The following is a 1313-nucleotide window of genomic DNA, read 5'->3' as shown; positions in this document are numbered from 1 at the left end:
TGTCAATCCCTAAATAAAGTTGACCGTTTTTAAATTAGTTTTCATTATTAAAAATAGTGATATTTGGTTTACTAAAACAAGGATTATTATACCAATTATACTCAAATTTAACTGGGCTTATCTTTCCTATGTTATTATGAGGCCTTTGATTGTTGTATTGATACACGGCTTTATCTATCATTTTCTTTAACTGCTCATAATTTTTAGGTTTCCAATAGGCTATATATTCTTCTTTTATTGTTTTATTTATCCTTTCGGCATAAGCATTGTCTTGTGCAGATAATGCCATTGAAACCTGTATTCTATTTTCTTTTAACAATGCTAAATATTCATTACTGGTATATTGGCTTCCTCTATCCGAATGATGGATTAGAGGAGCTTTATTGTGTTTTAATGCCATTTTTAATGCTTTGGTATTTGCCATAGCCCGCATATGGTTCGTTACTTGATATCCTACTATTCTTTTAGTGTAAACATCTATGATGAAAACAGCATAATGGAATTTCTGATCAACAGCAATATAGGTTATGTCAGATTGCCATATCATTGATGGAGCATTAACTTCTATACCTTTTATTAAATTAGGATAATTCACTCTAGAAGCAAAAGTTGTCCGTCTATAATTTTTGTTCCTTTTGATTCTAAAACCCAAATCCATAAACAAATCAATGAACTTATCTCTTCCTAAAAAATCAGGTTGCAATGTATAATACATCTTTTCAACCCCACAACCAGGATGTTCTTTTCTTAACTCTTGAGCTTCAACAATAAGATTGTGAACATTATAATCAAACACTTTTTGGCGTTTAGAATATTGACTAACGGCCTGTTTGCTTATTCCTATTTCCTTATACAACTTGTTCAAAGAATACTTTAGTTTTTCTTTGTTTGTGCAGAACCAGCCGATTGTGAGGTGTTGAAGTTTTTTTTGATATCAACTTGTAATTCGTCTTTTGCAATGTCAATCATTTTCTCTAAATAATCAATCTTAATCTGCTTTTGACCTACAATTTGCTCTAACTCCTTTACCTTTTTTTCGAGCTCTTTTAATTTACTTAAGCTACTTTCTTTCATCTCTACAACTCGTATTCCTTTTTTGTTAAAGGTAGAAAATTTATAAATCCAGCTATAAATCGTCGGATTGCCTATTGAATAAAGCTTCTCTAGTTGGCAAACACTAAACTTTCCGCTTTCAAACAAAGAAACTATTTCTTTCTTAAACTCATCCGAATACTTACGGCTCTTCTTGATTGCTCTTAAATTTGTTTTCATATAAATTGACTTTTATGGTCAACATATATCAGGGACGTACA

The 1313-nt window shown here is 30.8% G+C and carries 2 protein-coding genes; both read right to left on the bottom strand.

What is annotated here, in order from left to right; translation table 11 throughout:
* Positions 1 to 34: 34 nt before the first annotated feature.
* Positions 35 to 865: an IS3 family transposase gene (locus ACGLWY_RS18620; protein ID WP_396621181.1), complete on the bottom strand. Its 831-nt coding sequence runs from the start codon at positions 863 to 865 to the stop codon at positions 35 to 37.
* Positions 866 to 873: 8 nt separating this feature from the next.
* Positions 874 to 1272 carry a transposase gene (locus tag ACGLWY_RS18615; RefSeq protein WP_396621180.1) on the bottom strand — a complete coding sequence of 133 codons (399 nt, stop codon included), beginning with the start codon at positions 1270 to 1272 and terminating at the stop codon, positions 874 to 876.
* Between the last annotated feature and the right edge of the window lie 41 nt (positions 1273 to 1313).

It is taken from the genome of Mariniflexile sp. HMF6888 (assembly GCF_044335535.1).
Classification (GTDB): domain Bacteria; phylum Bacteroidota; class Bacteroidia; order Flavobacteriales; family Flavobacteriaceae; genus Mariniflexile.
Note: the sequence above shows the minus strand (reverse complement) of the source record. Positions and strands in the feature narration are given on the sequence as shown.